Consider the following 20,874-nt stretch of genomic DNA (forward strand, 5'->3'; position numbering starts at 1 on the left):
CATGTTTCATGCCTTTATAATCCCCCATCTTTTTTCATGGGTTTTCCCCCCCGACATGACTGCTTCCGTTCGCGACGCCTTGCGCATGGCCGCGCTGTATGTGGTGCTCTCGTTCCTCTGGCTGGTGCTGGCCGAGGTGGTCCTGCGCAGTATGTCTGACGACCCCCTGGCATTGACCGTGGGCCGCCAGATCAACGTGGTGGTGTGGGTGCTGGTCAGTGCCTTGCTGATTTTCGTGTCCCGCGCCCGTCTGCTGAACTTCATCGGCATCGGCGCCCGTCTGCGCAGTGAGGACCGCGAACGCCTGCGCATGGCTGCAGCGGTGTTCGACAGCACCCTGGAGGGCGTGTTGGTGACTGATCGCCAGGGCCTGATCGTGCACGTCAACCGCGCTTTCATGCGCATCACCGGCTACCAGCAGGAGGAAGTGCTGGGCCAGCGCCCCAGCAAGTTCAAGTCAGGCCGCCACGGCGTGTCGTTCTACCAGCAGATCTATGCGGCCCTGGCCGACAAGGGGGAATGGAGCGGAGAGATCTGGAACCGTCGTAAAAGCGGTGAAATCTACCCGCAGTGGCAGACCATCTGTGCCATCCGCGACGACAGCGGTGAGCTGAGCCATTATGTGGCGGTGTTCAGCGACATCAGTGCGATCAAGCATACCGAGCAGGAACTGGCTTACCTGGCCCATCACGACCCGCTCACCGGCTTGCCCAACCGCCTGCTGTTCAACGACCGCGCCGAACAGGCGCTGGTTGCGGCGCAGGCCAGCAAGCGCGGTTGCGCCTTGCTGTTGCTCGACCTCGATCACTTTCAGAGCATCAACGACGGCCTTGGCCATACCATTGGCGACCAGTTGCTCAAACTGGTGGGCGAACGTTTGCGTGAGACTGTGGGCAGCCATGTGACGCTGGCGCGCCTGGGCGGTGACGAATTCGGCGTGCTGGCCGAGAACTGCCAGCAGGTTGGCCGGGCGGGCAAGCTGGCGCAGGGCATTATCGAGCGTATGCGTGAGCCCTTCGAATTCGATGGGCACCGCCTGTTCATCAGTGCCAGTGTGGGCATCAGCCTGTTCCCCAACGACGCCCTGAGCGCCGAGCAACTGTTGCGCAATGCCGATTCGGCGCTGTTCAAGGCCAAGGGCAATGGCCGTGCCTGCTATGCGCTGTACACCGAAGAGCTGACCGCTCACGCCCAGCACCGGGTGGAAACCGCGAGCGAGCTGCGTCGGGCACTGGCCAAAGATGAGCTGCGGGTGTTCTTCCAGCCGGTGCATGACCTGATGACGGTGAAGATGGTCGGGGTCGAGGCGCTGGTCCGCTGGCAGCACCCTGAGCGCGGGCTGGTGCCACCCGGCGAGTTCATCCCCATCGCCGAGCGCACCGGGCTGATTGCCGAGATCGATGCCTGGGTGCTGAGCGAGGCTTGCCGGCAGATGGTCCGCTGGCAAGAAGACGGACACACCCTGGAGTTCGTTGCCGTCAATATCTCCAGCCGCCTGTTCGGCCAGCATGAGTTGTATCGGCAGGTGGCCGATGTGCTGCACCAGACCGGCCTGGACCCGGCACTGCTGGAGCTGGAGGTGACCGAGAGCGCGGTGATGGAAGACCCGGAGGTGGCGCTGGAGCAGCTGCATCGTCTGCGTGAACTGGGTTTGAACCTGGCCATTGATGATTTCGGCACGGGATACTCGTCGCTGCTACGGCTCAAGCGCTTGCCGGTGCAGAAACTGAAGATCGACCAGGGCTTCGTGGCCGGCTTGCCGATGGATGATGATGACATCGCGATTGTGCGAGTGATCATTGCCCTGGCGCGGAGCATGGGCATGCAGGTGCATGCCGAGGGTATCGAACAGGCAGAGCAGGCGCGGTTCCTGCTGGAGCAGCAGTGCCAGCTGGGGCAGGGGTACTGGTTCGGGCGGCCGGTGCCGGCTGCGGATCTGCGCTGGGGCTGAGACAGCCGGGGCTGCTTTGCAGCCCTTTCGCGACACAAGGCCGCTCCTACAGGGATCGCGGTCTTCTGTAGGAGCGGCCTTGTGTCGCGAAAGGGCCGCAAAGCGGCCCCATGCCTTCACCGTTTGTTCAAGCCTTTCGCCAACCGGTCCCCACCGACCTGGATCAGCGCCACCAACGCCACCAGCATGGCAATCACGGTCAACATGATCTGGCTGTCGAAGCGCTGATACCCATACCGATAGGCAATATCCCCCAGCCCACCCGCGCCAATCGCCCCGGCCATCGCCGAGGAATTGATCAGCGTCACCAGGGTAATGGTGAACCCACCCACGATCCCCGGCAGCGCCTCTGGCAACAGTACATGCCAGACGATGTGCCAACGCCGGCACCCCATGGCCTGCGCCGCTTCCACCAGGCCATGGTCCACTTCGCGCAGGCTCACCTCGGCAATCCGCGCAAAGAACGGTGTCGCGGCGATGGTCAGTGGCACCACGGCGGCCCACACACCGTAGGTGGTGCCCACCACCAGCCGCGTGAAGGGGATCAGTGCGACCATCAGGATCAGGAACGGGATCGAGCGGAACAGGTTGACGAAGGCACCCAGCACCCGATTCAGCAGCGGTGCCTCGAAGATGCCACCCTTGTCGCTGGTGACCAGCAGCACCGCCATCGGTACCCCCACCAGCAGCGCGACCAACGAGGACACGCCCACCATCAGCAGGGTGTCGAGCAGGCCTTCGAGCAAGCGATCAAACCACATGGCCCAGTACCTCCACGTCTTCGGCCCAGCGGCGGGCGCGTTCGAGCAATTGATGCGTGTCGTGCGGCGAGCCCTGAATCGACAGGATCAGTTGCCCGAGCGCATGCTCGCCGATGGTCTCCACGCCCCCCTGCAGCAGGCGCACGCGCCCGCCCAGTTCGGCGAACAGGTCGGACAACGCCGGCTCGCCGAGCAGGCTGAGTTTCAGCACCACCGCGCTGTCACGGCCCACCGGGCTGGCCCGCAGGCTTGCCTGCAACGCCGCAGGCAGCTGGGTCTGCAATGGCGCGAGCAGGGTGCGGGTAACCTCATGGCGTGGGCTGCCGAACACACGCCAGACTTCACCCTGTTCGACGACCGCGCCACGTTCCAGCACCACCACGCGGTGGCAGATGTCGCGGATCACGGCCATTTCGTGGGTGATCAGCACCACGGTCAGGCCCAGGCGCCGGTTGATGTCGCGCAGCAGTTCGAGGATCGACGCCGTGGTCTCGGGGTCCAGCGCCGAGGTGGCTTCGTCGCACAGCAGAATCTCGGGGTCATGCACCAGTGCCCGGGCGATGCCGACCCGTTGCTTCTGGCCGCCGGACAGCTGCGCGGGGTAGACGTGATGCTTTTCCTGCAGGCCAACCAGCTCCAGCAGCGCACGCACCTTGCGCTGGCGTTCGGGCTTGGCCACGCCTGCCACCTTCAGTGGCAGCTCGACGTTTTGCCACACGGTCTTGGCCGACATCAGGTTGAAGTGCTGGAAGATCATGCCGATGCGCCGGCGCAGCGCCACCAGCCGGTCTTCGTCGAACGGCGCGATGTCCACCTGGTCGATCAGCACGCGGCCCTGGCTCGGCTGTTCGAGGCGGTTGATGGTACGCAGCAGTGATGACTTGCCAGCGCCGCTGCGACCGATGATGCCGAAGATCTCGCCACGGCGGATGTTCAGGTCGATGCCGTGCAGCGCGGGTTGCTGCTGGCCAGGGTAGGTCTTGCCAAGCCCGATGAAACGGACATGGGCTTCGTTGACCTCCGGGCGCAGGGCCTGCTCCCGGGCCGTTGGCGGCGATGGTTGTGCGGTGGGCGCCCTGAGCGCATTGGCCTGGCTCATGTCAGCCTTCCCAACCGGCCTGGTACAGGCTGCCATGGGCCTTGTTCAGCGCGCTGCGCACGGCAGGCGAGTGCTGGTAGATATCGACGAACCTGGCCAGGCGCGGGTCATCCTTGCTTTGCGGGCGGATGACGAACTGGATCACGTATTCCTTGTTTTCCAGGCCATCGAACAGCAGCGCCGACGTGGCATCGAAGCCGTTGGCCAGACGGATGTAGGCCGGGTAGCCCTGCACCAGATCGGCGTCGTCATAGGCGCGCACCAGTTGCACGGCTTCGACCTGGAGGATCTTCAGCTGCTTCGGGTTGGCGACGATGTCATCTTCGGTGGCCTTGTAGCCGACGCCCGGCTTGAGGGTGATCAGACCTGCCTTGGCCAGCAGCTGCAGACCGCGGCCACTGTTGATCGGGTCGTTGGCGATGGCCACGCTGGCGCCTTCGGGAAGCTCGGCGAAGCTTTTATATTTTTTCGAATAAAGGCCGACGTTGTTGATGATGCCCGGGGCATAGGGCACAAGGTTGAAGCCGGCCGCAGCCTTGGCGTTTTCAAGGAAGGGGATGTGCTGGAAGTAGTTCACGTCGATGTCGCCGCTGTTGAGGCTGACATTCGGCGCGATCCAGTCGCTGAACTCGATCAGCTTCACTTCCAGGCCTTGCTTGTGGGCTTCTTCCACCGCCGCTTCCAGGGGGATGGCGAAGGCCGCAGTGGTGCCGATCTTCAGCGGTTCGGCCGCGAGAGCGCTGGTGGACAGGCCTAGAGTGATGGCAATGGCCGCGACGGGCCGGAACAGTTTTTCAAGCATGGTGCAGGGCTCCAGTCGGGGCAGGGGTAGAGATGTTGCGGTAGGTCGAACCTGGGTGACCGGCGGGCAGGTGCGGGTGGTCGCTGGCGAACAGCTTCTCGCGCAGGGTGCCGTCGGCGTAGGCGGTCTTGTAGCGGCCACGTTGCTGCAGTTGCGGGACCACGAGATCAATGAAGTCCTCGTAGCTTTCCGGGGTGACGGTGCGGGTCAGGTTGAAGCCGTCCAGGCCGGTCTCGTCGATCCAGGCGATCAGCTGTTCGGCAACCTCATCGGGAGCGCCGACCACGGTTACATAGCGCCCACCCAGCGTGTGCTGCTCCAGCAGGCGGCGGCGGGTCCAGGCGTTTTCCTGCAGCTGGCGGGTGGCCGACTGGATGGCGTTGCCCTTGCTGGCGCCGATGGGGTCGTCCAGCCCGTAGGCGGCGAAGTCGATACCGGTAGAGGCGGCGAAGTGCGCCACGCCGGCTTCCGCACTGGCATGCTGCAGGTACTCGGCATGCTTGGCCTGAGCCTGCTGCCCGGTGGGCGCAACGATGACCGTGATGCCCATGAACACCTTCACGGCCTGCGGATCACGGCCAGCAGCCTGGGCGGCAGCACGTACCTTATCGACCTGGGCACGGGTGGCGGCCTTGTCCTGGCCACTGATGAACACGCACTCGGCATGGTTGCCAGCAAACGCCAGGCCGCGTGGCGAGCTGCCAGCCTGGAACAGCACCGGCGTACGTTGTGGCGAGGGCTCGCACAGGTGGTAGCCCTCGACCTTGTAGAACTCGCCCTGGTGGCGCACCTTGCGCACCTTGCCCGGTTCGGCATAAACCCGGCGCTCGCGATCATTGACCACGGCGTCATCGGCCCAGCTGCCTTCCAGCAGCTTGTACAGCACCTGCAGGTACTCGTCGGCCTGGTCGTAGCGGCGGTCGTGCTCGGGCTGTTGCTCCAGGCCCATGGCGCGGGCGGCGCTGTCGAGGTAACCGGTGACGATGTTCCAGCCGACCCGGCCGTTGCTCAGGTGGTCGAGGGTGGAGAGGCGCCGGGCGAACAGGTACGGCGCTTCGTAGGTCAGGTTGGCGGTCAGGCCAAAACCCAGGTGGCGGGTGACGGCGGCCATGGCCGACACAAGCAGCAGCGGGTCGTTGACTGGCAGCTGGATCGACTCTTTGAGGGTCACGTCGACGGAATTGCCGTAGATGTCGTAGGTGCCGACGATGTCGGCGATGAACAGCCCGTCGAACAGCCCGCGCTCCAACAGGCGCGCCAGGTCGGTCCAGTACTCTAGCGACTTGTACTGGGTCGAGGTGTCCCGTGGGTGGGTCCACAGGCCATGGTTGATGTGCCCGATGCAGTTCATGTTGAAGGCGTTTAGCAGGATCTGCTTGGCCATCAGATAGTACCCCGGCGTGGTGGGTTTTCGTTGTTCAGGTAGTAGTTGCCAATGGCGTGGTACTTCCAGCGCACCGGGTCGTGCAGGGTGTGCACGCGGGCGTTGCGCCAGTGGCGGTCGAGGTTGTGCTCGGCCAGGGTGGCCTGGCTGCCGGCCAGTTCGAACAGCGTGGTGCCGGCGGCGAGGGAGACTTCCGTGCTGATCGCCCGCGCTTCGGCAACGGCGATGGAGGCGGCCGCCACGGTATCGGCCTGGCTGTCGGCCTGGGCACGGTCCAGGAACTCGCCAGCGCGTTCGAGCAACGCTTCAGCGGCATGCAGGCGGATCACCAGCTGGCCGAAGCTTTTCAGTGTCAGCGGGTCGTCGCTGGCCTTGTCCTGGCCGGAGTCGACCCAGGGCCGGCTGCGCGTACGCACGAAGTGCAGGGCGTCATCAAGGGCGGCGCGGGCGATGCCGGTGTCGATGGCGGCATGAAGGATCTGCGCTAGCGGGCCGACCGGGGTCGGGCGCTCGAAAGCGCTCTGAAACGGCACCACGTCATCGGCACTGACCCAGACGTTGTCGAATGCCACCGAGCCGCTGCCGGTAGTGCGCTGGCCGAAGCCGCTCCAGTCGTCGATCACCTGCAGGCCCTGGCTGTCGGCGGGGACGAAGGCCAGCTGCTGGCGGCCTTGCTCGTCGATCACCGAGGTCGGGATACGCTGGGCGTAGAGCGCGCCGGTGGCGTAGAACTTGCGGCCGTTGATGCGGTAGCCGGCGCCGTCGCGGATCAGGCGGGTGGTGCGGTCGTGGGCGGTTTTCGTGCCCAGCTCGGCCAAGGCATTACCGAAGCGGCGGCCGGCCAGCACTTCGGCGTAAAGGCGCTGCTGCTGCTCGGGGCTGCCGTTTACCCGCAGCACTTCGAGGGCGTAGTAGTGGTTCTGTGGGATCTGGCCGAGGGAGGCATCGGCCTGGGCGATGCGGGCGATGACCTGGGCCAGGGTGACGTTGGACACACCAGCGCCGCCGAAGGCTTTGGGGACGCTGATGGCCCACAGGCCTGAGCGGGTGAACAGCTCCAGTTCGGCGTGGGGCAGGCGGCGTTCGCGGTCGCGCAGGGCGCTGTCGCGTTTGAGTTGCTGGGCGATGTGTTCGGCGACAGCCAGGGCTTGGCTGTCGCTGGTGATAACGGATGTTGTCATGGTGTTCTCCGGGGCCATGGGGCCGCGTTGCGGCCCTTTCGCGACGCAAGGCCGCTCCCACAAGGGCTGCGCAGCAGCCCCCAGGGCCCTCAAATTCAGATCCAGGAATGCCGGGCAGGCAGCGTGCCGTTGAGGTGATAAGCGCCAACCGCGTGGTACTTCCAGCGCACCGGGTCGTGCAGGGTGTGCACCCGGGCATTGCGCCAGTGCCGGTCGAGGTTGAACTCGGCCAGGCTCGCGCGGCTGCCTGCCAGCTCGAACAGCTTCTCGCTGGCCTGCAGTGAGATTTCGGTGGTCAACACCTTGGCCTCGGCCACGGCAATCGACGCCCGCGCTGCGGCGGCGGCATCAATCGCTCCTGCATTGACCTCGTCAAGGACCCGCGCGGCCTTGCGCAGCAGCGCCTCGGCGGCATGCAGCTCAAGTTTCAGGCGGCCGATGTCGGCAATCACGTAGGGGTCATCGCTGGCACGCTCGACCTTGGCTTCGATCCAGGGCCGGGACTTTTCGCGGACGAACGCGATGGTGTCTTCAATGGCTGCCTCGGCGATGCCAGCATCGATGGCCGCCTGGATCAGCTGCGAGGCCGCGCCCTGGATATTGGGGATGTCGCGCTGGCGCCAGTTGTCGATAACCAGGTCGGCGTCGACCGGCACCTGGTCGAGCAGCACGGTACCGCTGGCGGTGGTGCGCTGACCGAAGCCGGACCAGTCGTCGACGATGCGCAGCCCCGGGCTGGCGCGGCGGACGAAGGCCAGGCGCTGATGGCCTTCGTCGTCCAGCGCCTTGACTGCGACCCAGTGGGCGAACAGCGCGCCGGTGGAATAGAACTTCTCACCGCTGATGCGATAGCCGTCACCGCTGCGGGTGATCCTGGCCTTGAGCGTCAGAGTGTCCTTGGTGCCGCGCTCGGGACCGGCATTGCCGATGCGCCAGCCGTCCAGCACGCTACGGAAGATCAGCGCCTGCTGGGCCTCGGTAGCGGTCAGGCGCAGCAGTTGCAGCATGCCGAACTGGTTCTGCGGGATCTGCCCCAGCGCTGGGTCGGCGGCACTGATCAGGCGGAACACCTCGGCGACGGTTTCAAACGAGACGTCCGGGCCGCCATAGGCCTTGGGCACAGTGATGCTGCCCAGGCCGCTGCGGGTGAACTGTTCGATTTCTGCCCAAGGCAGCTTGCGTTGCTGGTCACGGCGGGCGGCCTGCTCACGGGCGCTTGCGGCCAGCTCCCGGGCGGCTTGCAGGGCTTCGGCGTCGTTGCGCAAAACCTTGGCCGGCAGCAGCAGGGGCGAGTTGTCGAGGTCGCTGTGGAATGGGGTATTTGGCTGGGTGGTCATCAGAACCGAACCTCACAAAGTGGATGCGTCGCTTCAGCTGATGGCGACAGACATTTGCTGGTCCGGTGGTCCGGTGTATATACCCTAATGGCTTATTAAAAGTTAATGAACTACCTTTTTGGAATATACATAGAAGAAGCAAATCAACGACCCCGAGGCTGGCTCGTTCGCTGTAGGAGCGGCCTTGTGTCGCGAAAGGGCTGCGTAGCAGCCCCGGCAATTCTGAATGCTGCGCCGATCCGGGGGCCGCTTCGCGCCCCTTTCGCGACACAAGGCCGCTCCTACAAGGCAGCAGTCCCGAGGAACTTGCGCAGGAACTGCCGGGTACGCTCTTCCTTCGGGTTGGCAAACAGCGCCTTGGCCTCGCCCTGTTCCACGATCACGCCCTTGTCGAAGAAGATCACCCGGTTCGCCACATCACGGGCAAAGCTCATTTCGTGGGTGACGATGATCATGGTGCGCTTTTCCTCGGCCAGGCCGCGGATGGTCGCCAGCACCTCGCCGACCAGCTCCGGGTCGAGTGCCGAGGTGGGTTCGTCGAACAGGATCACTTCAGGTTCCATGGCCAGCGCGCGGGCAATCGCCACACGTTGCTGCTGGCCGCCGGACAGGCGCCGTGGGTAGGCGTCTTCCTTGCCCGCCAGGCCGACTTTGGCCAGCAGGCGCCGGCCGAGTTCGATGGCTTGATCACGAGGTGTTTTCTTGACGATTACCGGGCCCTCAATGACGTTTTCCAGGGCCGTGCGGTGGGGGAACAGGTTGAAGCTCTGGAACACGAAGCCAGCCTGCTGGCGCAGGCGGCGGATCGCACCCTGCTGGCCGCCGAGCGGGCGGTTGGCATCGATGCTGATGGCGCCGATCTGGATCTGCCCGGCATCCGGGGTTTCCAGCAGGTTGAGGCAACGCAGGAAGGTGGTCTTGCCCGAGCCACTGGGGCCGATGATGGCCACCACTTCACCGGGCTGCACGGTCATGTCGATACCGTTGAGCACGGTCTGGCCCTTGAACTGCTTGGTCAGGCCTTTGACGACAATCATCTCATTGCTCCTGGTCGTGCTGGTTGACCCGCGCTTCCATGCGGTTCTGGAAGTGCGCGAGGATGCTGCAGAGGATCCAGTAGATCACCGCGACGGCCAGGTACATGGTGAACACTTCAAAGGTACGCGCGGTGATCAGCTGCGCCTGGCGGAACAGCTCGGGTACCTGGATGGTCGCTGCCAGCGCGGTGTCCTTGACCAGCGAGATGAAGCTGTTGCCCAGCGGCGGCAACGCGGTGCGCAGTGCCTGGGGCAGGATCGCCCGGCGCATGGCCTGGGTGCGGGTCATGCCGATGCTGGCCGCAGCCTCCCACTGGCCACGGTCGATCGAAGAGATCGCCGCACGCAGGATTTCACAGACATAGGCCGCCATGTTCAGTGACAGGCCGATCAGCGAGGCCGGGATCGGGTCGAGCTCGATGCCGATCTGCGGCATGCCGAAGTAGATCACGAACAGCTGCACCAGCAGCGGCGTGCCACGGAAGAACGAGACGTAGACCCGGGCCAGCCAGTTCAGCGGCAGTATCTTCGACAGCCGCATCAGCGCCAGAGCAAACCCCAGCAGCAGGCCGAAGAACATGCCGCCCACGCTGAGCAGCACCGTATAACCCGCGCCCTTCAACAGGAAGGGCGTGGAGTCGGCAACGAGTTGCAGGCTTTCAGCGATCATTTGGTGACATCGGCACCGAAGTATTTCTCGGACAGCTTGGCCAGCGTGCCGTCGGCCTTGAGTTTTTCGATGGCCTTGTTGATCGCTGTCAGCAACTCTGGCTCGCCCTTGCGCAGGGCCACGCCGCTTTCCAGGCGCGAGAAGGCATCGCCTGCCAGCTCGGTGTCCTTGGCCTTCTGGGCGTACTCCAGTGCAGCCAGGCGGTCGATCAGGATGGCGTCGATGCGGCCGTTGCGCAGGTCGGCGAATTTGCTCGGGTCGTCTTCATAGGTGCGCACGTCAGCCTTCGGCACGTCCTGCTTCACCCATTGTTCGTAGTTGGTGCCCAGGCCTACGCCGACCTTCTTGCCAGCCAGGTCCTGCGCGCCCTTGATGTTCAGCTGCTCGGCCTTCTTCTTCAGGATCAGCGCCTGGATGCCGGAGATGGTGTAGGGCTCGGAGAAGTCGTACTTCTTCTTGCGCTCTTCGGAGATGGTCACCTGGTTGACTACCACGTCCAGGCGCTTGGACTCCAGCGCAGCGAGGATGCCATCCCACTTGGTCGGCTGGATCTTGGCCTTGACCCCCAGCTCTTTGGCCAGCAACTCGGACAGCTCGACTTCGAAGCCGGCCAGCTTGCCGCTTTCGTCGACGAAGCTGAACGGTGGATAAGTCCCTTCGAGGCCGACGTTGATCACGCCTTTTTCCTGGATGGTCTTCAGCTGCTCGCCAGCGAATGCCTGGCTGAACAGCCCGGTACCGAGCAGGATGGCCAGGCTGGCGTTGAGAAGCGGTTTGGCGAATTTCGACATGTCAGGCCCCGCGCTTGTTGTGGAAGTAGTGGGTGGCGACTATAGAGTTGGCTTGATAGGCCAGGAAATAATAAAAACTTATTTTCTTATTCTCGTTCTTGAACCTGGCCAGCCATTGGCTGCTTTTGAGGTTAGGCCAGGATGCTGTCGCCGTCATCGCGGCTTATGCCGGACTTAGCGCAGGATGGAATAAAGCGTTGTTTTTTCCAAGGGACGTATTTGCCGTAAAGTGGTTTGCATAACGACAGATCGGCCACCTTCGGCAGGAGAACACCGTGAGCGAACAACCTTCATCTGGGCACTGGCAACTGCATGGCATCGTCAGTGGCCTGCGCGCTGCCCGCGAGCAATGGCGCAGCCGCAATGGCCGCAGCAGTGGCGAGCAGGGCGGGCGCGAGCTGCCTTCGCGCGAGGCCGTGCGGCAGATTCTCGAGCAGCTGTGCGGGGCGCTGTTCCCGATGCGCCTGGGTCCGGTCGACCTGCGTGAAGAGAGTGAGGACTTCTACGTCGGCCATACCCTCGACGCGGCGCTGACGGCACTGCTCGTGCAGGCGCGGCTGGAGCTGCGTTATGCCGCACGCCAGAGCAATACGGAGCTGCAGGGCATCGATGCCCAGGCCCTGCGCCTGATCCAGGACTTTGCAGCGGCCTTGCCGGGCCTGCGAGTATTGCTCGACACCGATGTGCTGGCGGCCTATCACGGCGACCCGGCTGCGCGCAGCGTAGATGAGGTGCTTCTGTGCTACCCAGGGATCCTGGCGATCATCCACCACCGTCTGGCTCACCATCTTTATAAGGCGGGCCTGCCACTGCTGGCGCGGATCAGCTCGGAACTGGCGCATTCGGCCACCGGTATCGATATTCATCCAGGCGCGCAGATCGGCCAGAGCTTCTTCATCGACCACGGCACTGGCGTGGTGATTGGCGAGACCGCGATCATCGGTGAGCGGGTGCGTATCTACCAGGCGGTTACCCTGGGCGCCAAGCGCTTCCCTAGCGATGAATCGGGGACGTTGCACAAGGGCCTGGCACGCCACCCGATTGTCGAGGACGACGTGGTGATCTATGCCGGGGCGACCATCCTGGGGCGGATTACCATCGGTAAGGGTTCGACCATTGGTGGCAATGTCTGGCTGACCCGCAGCGTGCCGGCCGAAAGCAACATCACCCAGGCCAATCTGCAGCTGGATTGCCAGGACAAAAACTGATTCACAAGGGGCGCCAGTCGGCGGCCTGGTTCGCTTTGAAAGCGGATCCATGTTTAACTTGAACGCTTGTTCAATGAAAAACGCTGGTCCGCTGCCGGTGTTCAACAGGAGGATTCCTTTGCTGAACCCGTTCATCCCGAGCCTCACGTCGATCGACGAGGTGCCTGTTTCATGAGTGCACCGTCCCCATCCCTTGCCACTGGCAAGATCCGCATGAACCCTCCAGTGTTCTACTTCGCGGCAAGTTTCATTCTGCTCTTCGGCCTGGTGGTCATCGCCTTCCCGCAAGCTGCCGGCGAGTGGTTGCTGGCTGCGCAGAACTGGGCGGCCAACACGGTCGGCTGGTACTACATGCTGGCCATGACCTTGTACCTGGTGTTCGTGGTGGTCACCGCCTTGTCTGGCTACGGCAAGATCAAACTTGGCGCCGACCACGACGAACCCGAGTTCAGTTACCTGTCATGGGCCGGCATGCTGTTCGCCGCCGGTATCAGCATCACGCTGTTCTTCTTCTGCGTGTCCGAACCGCTGACCCATATGCTCACCCCGCCCCAGGGCGAAGGGGGCACAGCCGAAGCCGGGCGCCAGGCGATGCAGATCCTGTTCCTGCACTGGGGCCTGCATGGCTGGGGCGTGTTCGCCTTCGTCGGCATGGCCCTGGCTTATTTCGCCTACCGGCACAACCTGCCGCTGGCCTTGCGTTCGGCGCTGTACCCGCTGATCGGCAAGCGTATCAACGGCCCGATCGGCTATGCAGTGGACGGCTTTGGCATCATCGCCACAGTTTTCGGCCTGGGCGCCGACATGGGCTTTGGCGTGCTGCACCTGAACGCCGGCCTCGACTACCTGTTCGGTATCAGCCATAGCCAGTGGGTGCAGGTGATCCTCATCGCGCTGATGATGGGCGCGGCGGTGGCCGTAGCCGTGGCGGGTGTAGAGAAGGGCGTACGGGTGATGAGCGACATCAACCTGTTTCTGGCCTGCGCGCTGCTGCTGTTCGTGCTGTTCGCCGGGCCCACCCAGCACCTGTTCAACACCTTGATCCAGAACCTCGGCGATTACCTCGGCGCCTTGCCGAGCAAGAGCTTCGACGTGTACGCCTACGGCGAGCAACGTGACTGGCTGGGTGGCTGGACCGTGTTCTACTGGGCCTGGTGGATTGCCTGGTCGCCGTTCGTGGGGCTGTTCATCGCACGTATTTCCCGTGGCCGCACCATCCGCGAATTCGTCTTCGGCGTATTGCTGATACCGCTGGGCTTCACCCTGGCGTGGATGTCGATCTTCGGCAACAGCGCGCTGGACCAGGTGATCAACCACGGCATGACCGCGCTCGGCCAGTCGGCGTTGGACAACCCGTCGATGAGCCTGTACCTGCTGCTGGAAACTTACCCGTGGAGCAAGACGGTGATCGCCGTGACGGTGTTCATCAGCTTCGTGTTCTTCGTCACTTCGGCCGACTCCGGCACCGTGGTGCTGTCGACCTTGTCCGCCAAGGGCGGCGATGCCGACGAGGATGGGCCGAACTGGCTGCGTATCTTCTGGGGTGTGATGACGGCCCTGATCACCAGCGGGCTGTTGTTCGCCGGGAGCATCGACTCGTTGAAGTCGGCGGTGGTGCTGACCTCGTTGCCGTTCTCGCTGATTCTGCTGTGCATGATGTGGGGGCTGCACAAGGCCTTTTACCTGGAGAGCCAGCGGCAGATCGCGCAGATGCATTCGCTGGCGCCCTTCGCCCAGTCACGCCGTGGTCGCGGTGGCTGGCGTCAACGCCTGAGCCAGGCCGTGCACTTCCCGTCGCGCGATGAGGTGTACCGCTTCATGGACGACGTGGTGCGCCCGGCCATTGCCGATGTGCGCGAGGTGTTCGAGCAGAAGGGCCTGGTGCTGGTGACCCAGGACGACCCGAGCCATGACAACGTCAGTTTGAAAGTTGGCCATGGCGAGGAGCAGCCGTTCATCTACCAGGTGCAGATGCGTGGCTACTTCACGCCATCGTTCGCACTGGGTGGGCTGGGCACGCAGGAGTTGAAGAACCGCCGTTACTACCGAGCCGAGGTGCACCTGAGCGAAGGTAGCCAGAACTATGACCTGGTGGGCTACAGCAAGGAGCAGATCATCAACGACATCCTCGACCAGTACGAGCGGCACATGCAGTTCCTGCATCTGGTCCGCTAGATCGTCGGGGCCGCTTTGCGGCCCTTTCCGACCGGTCCGGCGCCCCGGCAAGGCCGCTCCTGCAGGAGATCGCGTACCCCTGTAGGAGCGGCCTTGTGTCGCGAAAGGAGGCCGAAGGCCTCCCAGGGGCCTGTCAGAAGGGGGTATCCCCAAGGATGGTCGCCCGGTGCATTACCCGCCGATTGGGCCGGTAATCATCCACCGCAAAATGCTGGGTCACGCGGTTGTCCCAGAACGCCACGTCGTTCTCCTGCCAGCGCCAGCGAATGGTGAACTCCGGCCGCGTCGCATGGGCGAACAGCAGCTTGAGCAGCGCCTCGCTCTCCAGCTCGCTCAGCTCATTGATACGCGTGGTGAACCCTTCGTTGACGAACAACGCCTTGCGCCCGCTCACCGGATGCGTGCGCACCACCGGGTGCGACAGCGGCGGGTTGTTGCGCCGGGTCGCTTCCCAGCGCGCCAGGTCTTCGGCCGTGGTGCCAAAGCGCTCCAGCGGGAACGACTTGGTGAAGTCATGGGTCGCGGTCAGGCCATCGAGCATCTCGCACAGCGGCGCCGACAAGGCTTCGAACGCCGCGATGCCGCTGGCCCACAGGGTGTCGCCGCCATAGGCTGGCAACTGCTTGGCGCTGAGCACTGCACCCAGCGCCGGGGTCGGCAGGAAGGTCACGTCGGTGTGCCACACGGCGTTGTCGCGCACATCGGTGACTGCCGTGTCGAGGATCAGCACCTGCGGCGTCTCTGGCACGTTGGGGTAGATCGGGTGAATGTGCAGGTCGCCGAAACGGGCGGCGAATCGCGTCTGTTGCTCCGGGGTGATCGGTTGCTCACGGAAGAACAGCACCTGGTGCTGGAGCAGCGCCTGCTCAATGGCATCGCGCTGTTCGGCGGTGATGTCGCGGCTGATGTCCACGCCGCTGATCTGCGCGCCCAGCGCCGGGCTGAGGGGGGTGATGGTCAGGCTCATGTCGGTCTCTTCAATCAGGCGCCAGGCTGCTGGCGTGGTCAACAGGCATTCAGTGGTTTTGCCCGTGCCAGGGCACGAGCTTGCGTTGCAGGGCGCGCAGGCCCATTTCCAGAGCGAAGGCGATCAGGGCGATCAGCAGGATGCCCAGCACCACCACGTCGGTGACCAGGAACTGTGCGGCCGACTGCACCATGAAGCCCAGGCCGCTGGTTGCTGCGATCAGTTCGGCGGCGACCAGGGTCGACCAGCCGACCCCGAGGCCGATGCGGACACCGGTCAGGATGTCGGGCAGGGCACTGGGCAGGATCACGTGACGAACCAGTTGCGCCCGGGTCGCCCCCAGCGACTGCGCCGCGCGCAGTTTGGCCGGGTCGACAGTGCGCACGCCGGTGGCCGTGGCGATGGCGATCGGGGCGAAGATCGCCAGGTAGATCAGCAGCACCTTGGACAGCTCGCCAATGCCGCACCAGATGACGATCAGCGGCAGGTAAGCCAGCGGCGGGATCGGCCGGTACAACTCGATCAGCGGGTCGAGGATGCCGCGGGCCACGCGGTTGTAGCCGATAGCGATGCCGACGGGGATGGCGGTCAGGGCCGCAGCGCCCAGCGCCAGGCCGATGCGGCCCAGGCTGGCGCCCAGGTGCTGCCACAGGCTGGCGTCCATGTAACCCTGGGTGAGCAAGCTCCAGGCCTTGGTCAGGATGTCGCCGGGCGAGGGCAGGAACAGCGGCTCGACCCAACCGGCAGCCGTTACCAGCCACCAGGCGAGCAGCAGGCTGGCCAGGGTCAGTGCGCTGATCCAGCGGGTAGACAATGGGCGGCGCGCCTGAGGGGCAGGCCGGGTGTGGGGGGCACGTTTGCCGGCGACCGGCAGGTCCAGGCTGTTCATGCGCGCTCCTGCAGGCTTTGGCGTTGGGCGAACACGCGGGCCAGTACATGTTCGCGGGTTTCGATGAAGCGTGGGTCGGACTTGATCGCCCGGGCCGGCTCTCCAGCCGCATGGCGCTGGCCGAAGTCCAGCTGCAGGCGCTCGACCACGCGGCCTGGGTTGGGCGCCAGCAGTACCAGATCGCTGGCGAGGAACACCGCTTCCTCGATGTCGTGGGTGATAAGGAACACCGGCTTGGCGGTGCGCTGCCAGACTTGCAGCAGCAGTTCCTGCATCTGCTCGCGGGTGAAGGCGTCGAGGGCGCCGAACGGTTCGTCCATCAACAGCACCCGTGGGTCGGCGGCCAGCGCCCGGGCCAGGCCTACGCGCTGCTTCTGGCCGCCGGACAGTTGCCAGATACGCCGCTCGGCAAAGCCGTCGAGGTCGACCAGGGCCAGCATCTCGCGGGCCTTGGTTTCACGCAGGGCGCGTGGCACTCCGGCCAGTTCCAGGCCGAAGGCGACGTTGCCCAGCACGTTCTGCCACGGCAACAGGGCGTCGTCCTGAAATACCACGCCACGCTCGGCGCCCGGGCCCTCTACCGGTACACCGTCGAGGGTGATGCGCCCGCTGCTGGGGGCGACGAAGCCGGCGATCAGGTTGAGCAGCGAGGTCTTGCCGCTGCCGGACGGCCCCAGGGCCACCAGCAGCTGGCGTGGCCCCAGGCTCAGGTTGATGTCGGCCAGCACCGGGGCGGTGGCGCCGGGGTACTGTGCGCTGATGCGCTCCAGTTCGAGCAAGGCCATGGCAGGCTCCGTGCGGTTGCAGTCTTAGTTGGGGATGTACTGGGCGCTGACGTATGGCGAGTAATCCGGCAGCACCGCTTCGACCTTGCCTTGCTGCTTGAGGAAGGTGGCCGTGTCGGTCAGTGCCTGGGTCGTTGGCGCGCCCAGCTCCTTGGCCTGGTCAGCGGCCAGCGGGTAGACGTTGCCCTGCAGCAACACCGGAATATCAGCCGGTTTGGCGCCGGAGAGCTTGGCCAGCTTGGCCACGTTGTCCGGGTTGGCCAGCCAGGCTTGAGGGTCCTTGCGGTAGTCGGCATAGGCGTCGAGGGTGACCTTGGCGAACGCCTTGACCACTTCCGGGTGCTTGGCGGCGAAGTCCTTGCGCACGATCCAGGCATCGAAGGTCGGTGCGCCTTTTTCGGCCAGCTCGCCGGAGGTGATCAGTACCTTGCCGTTTTCCTTGGCCACGCCCAGGGCCGGGTCCCAGACGTAGGTGGCGTCGATGTCGCCGCGTTTCCAGGCGGCGATGATCGCCGGTGGCGCGAGGTTGAGGATCTGCACCTTGGACGGGTCGATATTCCAGCTTTTCAGCGCGGCCAGCAGGCTGTAGTGGCCGGTGGAAACGAACGGTACGGCGACTTTCTTGCCGACCAGGTCCTGTGGGGTCTTGATGCTGTCGCGGGCGACCAGGGCTTCGCCGGCACCGATCTGGGTGGCGATGAGGAAGGTCTCGACCGGCAGCTTGCGGGTAGCTGCGGCCGCAAGCGGGCTGGAACCCAGGTAGCCGATCTGCACGTCGCCGCTGGCCACGGCGGTGATCACGTCTGCGCCGTTGTCGAACTTGCGCCAGTCGATGCTGGCCTTGCTGGCTTTTTCATAGTTGCCATCGACCTGGGCCACCTTGGCCGGGTCGACTGTGGTCTGGTAGGCGACGGTCAGGTCGGCGGCCTGGGCCAACCAGCTTGCGCTGGCGAGGGTCAGGGCGGCGAACAGGCGCAGCGGAGCATGCGGGATCATGGTGAACCTCTCGTCAGGCAAAGGATGACTTGGATGGCGAGAAGACTAGATGATCTAAGAAATCGAAAATAAATAACTTTTTAGCATTAGCTTAGGAGCCAAACGCTTTAACGCTGGCCATTGCCGGAAAAGGGCCCTGGCGCCTCAGGGATGCCCTGCTACTCTTTTTTCCCTTCGCGAGAGTGAATGACAGGTGGCTGGTCGGCAAACGTTTGCAAATAACCTAAAGGTATGATTGTCGAAGTCGATACAACTTTTCGTAGTAAAGGTTTGTATGATATTCCTTAAAAATCTTACAAATTCACAAAACGGTCATTTTGGATTTATAGGATTGTCATTATCCTGTAGCGCAGGGGGCGTCTTAGACCAAAGTCGAGAAACGTTTAGAAACGATTGACTTAATGGTCACGCTTTGGGGCTAATCGCCCATCCACGGTTGAGCAGGGCAACAGATCCTGCCGCCAGAGATCGACAAGAATTAGAACGTAGAGGAGCAAAACATGTACAAGTCCAGCCTGGCCGTGGCCGTGGCCCTGGGGGTTTTCGCCCAAACAGCAGGCGCTGCCGGTTTCGTCGAAGACAGCAAACTGGCGCTGAGCTCGCGCACCATGTACTTCAACAACGACAACCGTGACGGCGGCTCCGACAACCGTGAGTCGGGTCAGGGCTTCAAGCTCGACTACATCTCCGGTTTCACTGAAGGTACCGTCGGCTTTGGTGTCGATGCCCAGGCCCTGTGGGGTATTCATCTGGATGGCGGTCGCGGCAAGCACCCGGACAACAGCAGCTTCTTCCCTAGCGACAGCGACGGTTCGGCTGAAAGCCAGTGGGCGCGCTTCGGCGCCAACGCCAAGGCTCGCTTCTCCAAGACCGAGGTTCACTTCGGTAGCGCCCTGGCACCTAACCTGCCGATCCTGGTAGCCAACGATGGTCGTCTGCTGCCACAGACTTTCGAAGGCGGTACCATCCAGTCGAAAGAGATCGACAATCTGACCATCAACGCCGGTCAACTGACCCACGCCATGGGTCGTGCGTCGAGCAACCGTACTGGTCTGTCCATTGCGGGCGCTACCCAGGACAGCAACAAGTTCCGCTACGGCGGCCTGGATTACAAGCTCACTCCAGACCTGACCCTGCAGTACTACTACTCGAACCTGGAAGACTTCTACAAGCAGCACTTCCTGGGTGCTACCCACGTCTTCAAGATTGCTGACGACCAATCGTTCAAAACTGACCTGCGCTACTTCGACAGCAGCAGCGACGGCAAGAACGGTGACGGCGGCGGCTACAACTTCAGCAACAACGGTGGCTATGCCAAGAATATCGGCGAGGTCGACAACAAGACCTGGTCCGCAATGTTCACCTACACCCTGGGTGGCCACTCGCTGATGCTCGGTCATCAGCGCGTGAACGACGACGGTGGCTTCGTCTGGCTGAACCAGGGCAACGTAGTTGACGGCAACGGCCGCAATGAAGGCGCCGGTGGTTCGAGCTTCTACCTGTTCACCGACAGCATGATCAACCAGTTTGCCAAGGCCGGTGAAAACACCACCTTCGGTCAGTACTCGTATGACTTCGCGCGTCTGGGCGTACCGGGCCTGAAGGCCTCGGTCGCCTACCTCAAAGGTGAAGATGGCAAGAACGCCAACGGCGACGGCCACTTCAGCGAATGGGAGCGCGACGCTCGCGTCGACTACGTGATCCAGGAAGGCACCTTCAAGGGCCTGGGCGCCAGCCTGCGTCATGGCGTTTACCGTGGTACTGGCACCAGCTCGCTGGCTGACCAGGATCAGACCCGTCTGATCTTCAACTACACTTACAACTTCCTGTAAGCCGTAGCTGATCCAGAGCCTCGCCTAGTGCGAGGCTTTTTTGTGGCCAAAATTTCGTACTCTTTAAAGTTATAAATAAATCATTATTTATTCTTTTTGTTTCTCAGCGAATGCAGGCACATTGAACCCACACGCCAGAACACAGCACAGGAGCCGCACCCCATGAGCCTCAAACTCGGCGACATCGCCCCCGACTTCGAGCAGGAATCCAGTGAAGGCAAGATCCGCTTCCACGAATGGCTGGGCAACAGTTGGGGTGTGCTGTTCTCCCACCCGGCGGACTTCACCCCGGTGTGCACCACCGAACTGGGCCTGACCGCCAAGCTCAAGGAAGACTTCGCCAAGCGCTGCGTGAAGGCCATCGCCCTGTCGGTCGACCCGGTCGATTCGCACCACAAATGGAACGAGGACATCAACGAGACCCAGAACACCGTGGTCAATTTCCCGATCATCGCCGACGCCGACCGCAAGGTCTCCGACCTGTACGACCTGATTCACCCCAATGCCAGCGACACCCTCACCGTGCGCTCGCTGTTCGTCATCGACCCGAACAAGAAGGTGCGCCTGACCATCACCTATCCCGCCAGTACCGGGCGCAACTTCAATGAGATCCTGCGGGTGATCGACTCGCTGCAGCTTACCGACAACCACAAGGTCGCCACCCCAGGCAACTGGCAGGACGGCGACGAGGTGGTGATCGTGCCTTCGCTGAAGGACGAAGACGAAATCAAGCAGCGCTTCCCGAAAGGTTATCGGGCGGTGAAACCTTATCTGCGGCTGACCCCGCAACCCAATCGTTGATGAATTCCTCGTTGCATTGCTCTTAGCCATAGCAGGGATATTCGGGCCGTTTCGACGGCCCTTTTTTATGCCTGTGAGAAAGTGTTGGCTTCTTCGCGGGCACGCCCGCTCCCACAGGTACTGCGCAGTCTGTGGGAGCGGGCGTGCCCGCGAAAGGGCCTTCTTATAAAAAGATAAAAATGGAATAAACAAATGAAAAAATATGATT

At 63.3% G+C, this 20,874-nt stretch carries 18 protein-coding genes; 5 read left to right on the plus strand and 13 right to left on the minus strand.

Translation table 11 applies throughout. The features are described 5' to 3' along the window. The first annotated feature begins 55 nt into the window (after positions 1-55). Positions 56-1,951, plus strand: a complete 1,896-nt coding sequence (dibA, locus tag ACIPW4_RS01745; protein WP_400654279.1) for a phosphodiesterase DibA — start codon at positions 56-58, stop codon at positions 1,949-1,951. A gap of 116 nt (positions 1,952-2,067) precedes the next feature. Here dibA and ACIPW4_RS01750 read toward each other — a convergent pair whose 3' ends face one another. The 9 genes from ACIPW4_RS01750 to tcyJ all read right to left on the minus strand — a co-directional run bounded on the left by ACIPW4_RS01750 (position 2,068) and on the right by tcyJ (position 11,013). Continuing rightward, complete coding sequence (locus ACIPW4_RS01750; RefSeq protein WP_400654281.1) at positions 2,068-2,712, minus strand: methionine ABC transporter permease; 645 nt, start codon at positions 2,710-2,712, stop codon at positions 2,068-2,070. After that, positions 2,702-3,811, minus strand: a complete 1,110-nt coding sequence (locus ACIPW4_RS01755) for a methionine ABC transporter ATP-binding protein (protein ID WP_400654282.1) — start codon at positions 3,809-3,811, stop codon at positions 2,702-2,704. Before ACIPW4_RS01755 ends, ACIPW4_RS01750 begins: the two co-directional genes overlap by 11 nt. Before the next feature lies 1 nt (position 3,812). Further along, positions 3,813-4,613 (minus strand): MetQ/NlpA family ABC transporter substrate-binding protein, encoded by an 801-nt coding sequence (locus ACIPW4_RS01760; protein WP_400654284.1) that lies wholly within the window; start codon positions 4,611-4,613, stop codon positions 3,813-3,815. Beyond that, entirely contained in the window at positions 4,606-5,997 is a 1,392-nt protein-coding gene (locus ACIPW4_RS01765) for an LLM class flavin-dependent oxidoreductase (RefSeq protein WP_400654286.1), read from the minus strand. The genes ACIPW4_RS01760 and ACIPW4_RS01765 overlap by 8 nt, the downstream gene beginning before the upstream one ends. Beyond that, a complete protein-coding gene (locus ACIPW4_RS01770) occupies positions 5,997-7,178 on the minus strand; it encodes an SfnB family sulfur acquisition oxidoreductase (RefSeq protein ID WP_400654288.1) in 1,182 nt (393 codons plus the stop codon). Before ACIPW4_RS01770 ends, ACIPW4_RS01765 begins: the two co-directional genes overlap by 1 nt. Positions 7,179-7,273: 95 nt before the next feature. Next, positions 7,274-8,515 (minus strand): SfnB family sulfur acquisition oxidoreductase, encoded by a 1,242-nt coding sequence (locus tag ACIPW4_RS01775; RefSeq protein ID WP_400654289.1) that lies wholly within the window; start codon positions 8,513-8,515, stop codon positions 7,274-7,276. Between the two features lie 281 nt (positions 8,516-8,796). After that, positions 8,797-9,552 (minus strand): L-cystine ABC transporter ATP-binding protein TcyN, encoded by a 756-nt coding sequence (gene tcyN / locus ACIPW4_RS01780; protein WP_400654290.1) that lies wholly within the window; start codon positions 9,550-9,552, stop codon positions 8,797-8,799. Between the two features lies 1 nt (position 9,553). Then, complete coding sequence (gene tcyL, locus ACIPW4_RS01785) at positions 9,554-10,222, minus strand: cystine ABC transporter permease (protein ID WP_400654291.1); 669 nt, start codon at positions 10,220-10,222, stop codon at positions 9,554-9,556. Further along, positions 10,219-11,013: a cystine ABC transporter substrate-binding protein gene (tcyJ, locus tag ACIPW4_RS01790; RefSeq protein ID WP_400654293.1), complete on the minus strand. Its 795-nt coding sequence runs from the start codon at positions 11,011-11,013 to the stop codon at positions 10,219-10,221. Before tcyJ ends, tcyL begins: the two co-directional genes overlap by 4 nt. A 275-nt stretch (positions 11,014-11,288) precedes the next feature. Between tcyJ and epsC the strand changes: the two genes are divergently transcribed. Then, positions 11,289-12,221 (plus strand): serine O-acetyltransferase EpsC, encoded by a 933-nt coding sequence (gene epsC, locus ACIPW4_RS01795; RefSeq protein ID WP_400654295.1) that lies wholly within the window; start codon positions 11,289-11,291, stop codon positions 12,219-12,221. Between the two features lie 213 nt (positions 12,222-12,434). Next, positions 12,435-14,396: a choline transporter BetT gene (gene betT / locus ACIPW4_RS01800; RefSeq protein ID WP_400654608.1), complete on the plus strand. Its 1,962-nt coding sequence runs from the start codon at positions 12,435-12,437 to the stop codon at positions 14,394-14,396. 133 nt (positions 14,397-14,529) lie between these two features. Here betT and tauD read toward each other — a convergent pair whose 3' ends face one another. Genes tauD through tauA form a run of 4 tightly spaced genes read right to left on the minus strand, consistent with a single transcriptional unit; the run spans position 14,530 to position 18,033 of the window. After that, positions 14,530-15,363 (minus strand): taurine dioxygenase, encoded by an 834-nt coding sequence (gene tauD, locus ACIPW4_RS01805; RefSeq protein WP_400654297.1) that lies wholly within the window; start codon positions 15,361-15,363, stop codon positions 14,530-14,532. A 49-nt stretch (positions 15,364-15,412) separates the two neighbouring features. Then, positions 15,413-16,252, minus strand: coding sequence for a taurine ABC transporter permease TauC (gene tauC / locus ACIPW4_RS01810; protein ID WP_400654299.1), 840 nt, complete (start codon positions 16,250-16,252; stop codon positions 15,413-15,415). Then, entirely contained in the window at positions 16,249-17,037 is a 789-nt protein-coding gene (tauB, locus tag ACIPW4_RS01815) for a taurine ABC transporter ATP-binding subunit (RefSeq protein WP_400654301.1), read from the minus strand. The genes tauC and tauB overlap by 4 nt, the downstream gene beginning before the upstream one ends. A gap of 24 nt (positions 17,038-17,061) precedes the next feature. Continuing rightward, on the minus strand, positions 17,062-18,033 hold the full coding sequence (gene tauA, locus ACIPW4_RS01820) for a taurine ABC transporter substrate-binding protein (protein WP_400654302.1): 972 nt from the start codon (positions 18,031-18,033) through the stop codon (positions 17,062-17,064). Positions 18,034-18,533: 500 nt separating this feature from the next. Between tauA and ACIPW4_RS01825 the strand changes: the two genes are divergently transcribed. Next, positions 18,534-19,865 (plus strand): OprD family porin, encoded by a 1,332-nt coding sequence (locus tag ACIPW4_RS01825; RefSeq protein ID WP_400654304.1) that lies wholly within the window; start codon positions 18,534-18,536, stop codon positions 19,863-19,865. Between the two features lie 162 nt (positions 19,866-20,027). After that, a complete protein-coding gene (locus ACIPW4_RS01830) occupies positions 20,028-20,666 on the plus strand; it encodes a peroxiredoxin (RefSeq protein WP_400654306.1) in 639 nt (212 codons plus the stop codon). Positions 20,667-20,874: the final 208 nt, after the last annotated feature.

This window comes from Pseudomonas sp. NPDC089996 (assembly GCF_044748405.1).
Classification (GTDB): domain Bacteria; phylum Pseudomonadota; class Gammaproteobacteria; order Pseudomonadales; family Pseudomonadaceae; genus Aquipseudomonas.

Bases quoted from the DNA above. Each gene is read 5' to 3' on its own strand.
- tauD (WP_400654297.1), bottom strand. From the start codon at position 15,363: ATGAGCCTGACCATCACCCCCCTCAGCCCGGCGCTGGGCGCGCAGATC.
- ACIPW4_RS01825 (WP_400654304.1), top strand. From the start codon at position 18,534: ATGTACAAGTCCAGCCTGGCCGTGGCCGTGGCCCTGGGGGTTTTCGCC.
- betT (WP_400654608.1), top strand. From the start codon at position 12,435: ATGAACCCTCCAGTGTTCTACTTCGCGGCAAGTTTCATTCTGCTCTTC.
- ACIPW4_RS01830 (WP_400654306.1), top strand. From the start codon at position 20,028: ATGAGCCTCAAACTCGGCGACATCGCCCCCGACTTCGAGCAGGAATCC.
- dibA (WP_400654279.1), top strand. From the start codon at position 56: ATGACTGCTTCCGTTCGCGACGCCTTGCGCATGGCCGCGCTGTATGTG.
- tauA (WP_400654302.1), bottom strand. From the start codon at position 18,033: ATGATCCCGCATGCTCCGCTGCGCCTGTTCGCCGCCCTGACCCTCGCC.
- tcyJ (WP_400654293.1), bottom strand. From the start codon at position 11,013: ATGTCGAAATTCGCCAAACCGCTTCTCAACGCCAGCCTGGCCATCCTG.
- tauC (WP_400654299.1), bottom strand. From the start codon at position 16,252: ATGAACAGCCTGGACCTGCCGGTCGCCGGCAAACGTGCCCCCCACACC.
- ACIPW4_RS01765 (WP_400654286.1), bottom strand. From the start codon at position 5,997: ATGGCCAAGCAGATCCTGCTAAACGCCTTCAACATGAACTGCATCGGG.
- tauB (WP_400654301.1), bottom strand. From the start codon at position 17,037: ATGGCCTTGCTCGAACTGGAGCGCATCAGCGCACAGTACCCCGGCGCC.
- ACIPW4_RS01770 (WP_400654288.1), bottom strand. From the start codon at position 7,178: ATGACAACATCCGTTATCACCAGCGACAGCCAAGCCCTGGCTGTCGCC.
- ACIPW4_RS01775 (WP_400654289.1), bottom strand. From the start codon at position 8,515: ATGACCACCCAGCCAAATACCCCATTCCACAGCGACCTCGACAACTCG.
- ACIPW4_RS01760 (WP_400654284.1), bottom strand. From the start codon at position 4,613: ATGCTTGAAAAACTGTTCCGGCCCGTCGCGGCCATTGCCATCACTCTA.
- ACIPW4_RS01755 (WP_400654282.1), bottom strand. From the start codon at position 3,811: ATGAGCCAGGCCAATGCGCTCAGGGCGCCCACCGCACAACCATCGCCG.
- ACIPW4_RS01750 (WP_400654281.1), bottom strand. From the start codon at position 2,712: ATGTGGTTTGATCGCTTGCTCGAAGGCCTGCTCGACACCCTGCTGATG.
- tcyL (WP_400654291.1), bottom strand. From the start codon at position 10,222: ATGATCGCTGAAAGCCTGCAACTCGTTGCCGACTCCACGCCCTTCCTG.
- tcyN (WP_400654290.1), bottom strand. From the start codon at position 9,552: ATGATTGTCGTCAAAGGCCTGACCAAGCAGTTCAAGGGCCAGACCGTG.